At 77.9% G+C, this 335-nt stretch carries 1 pseudogene; it reads left to right on the forward strand.

The annotated features are described in order from the left end of the window. Positions 1–99 precede the first annotated feature (99 nt). Positions 100–335: pseudogene (locus JHN63_RS53840) on the forward strand (hypothetical protein); the annotation flags it as partial.

A 335-nucleotide genomic window follows, 5' to 3' on the forward strand; every position in this document is an offset into this window, starting at 1 on the left:
CCGCCGCACCCGCGCCCGCGGGGTGCTCACGGCCCCCGCCGGTGAGCGGAGGCGGCCGTGAGCACCCCGCCCCGCACCCGGTCCCACGAGGTGTCCCGCATGACGAGAGTGGAGAAAGTGAACCGACCAGCCGCCCAAGAAGCCGGACCGGCGGGTTGCGCCCCGGCCCGCACCCCCGGCAGGGCAGACAGCGCAGGCCAGTTGGGCACGGGGGAGAGCGGCACACCTGCGCGCCACCCGCACCCCGCCCGCCGCCCGGCCCCGCCGCGGACCTCCCGTACGACCACTGCTCCCCGTACGACTGCTGCCGCCGGTACGGCTGCCGCCACCCGTAC

It is taken from the genome of Streptomyces sp. MBT65, assembly GCF_016612545.1.
GTDB lineage: Bacteria > Actinomycetota > Actinomycetes > Streptomycetales > Streptomycetaceae > Streptomyces.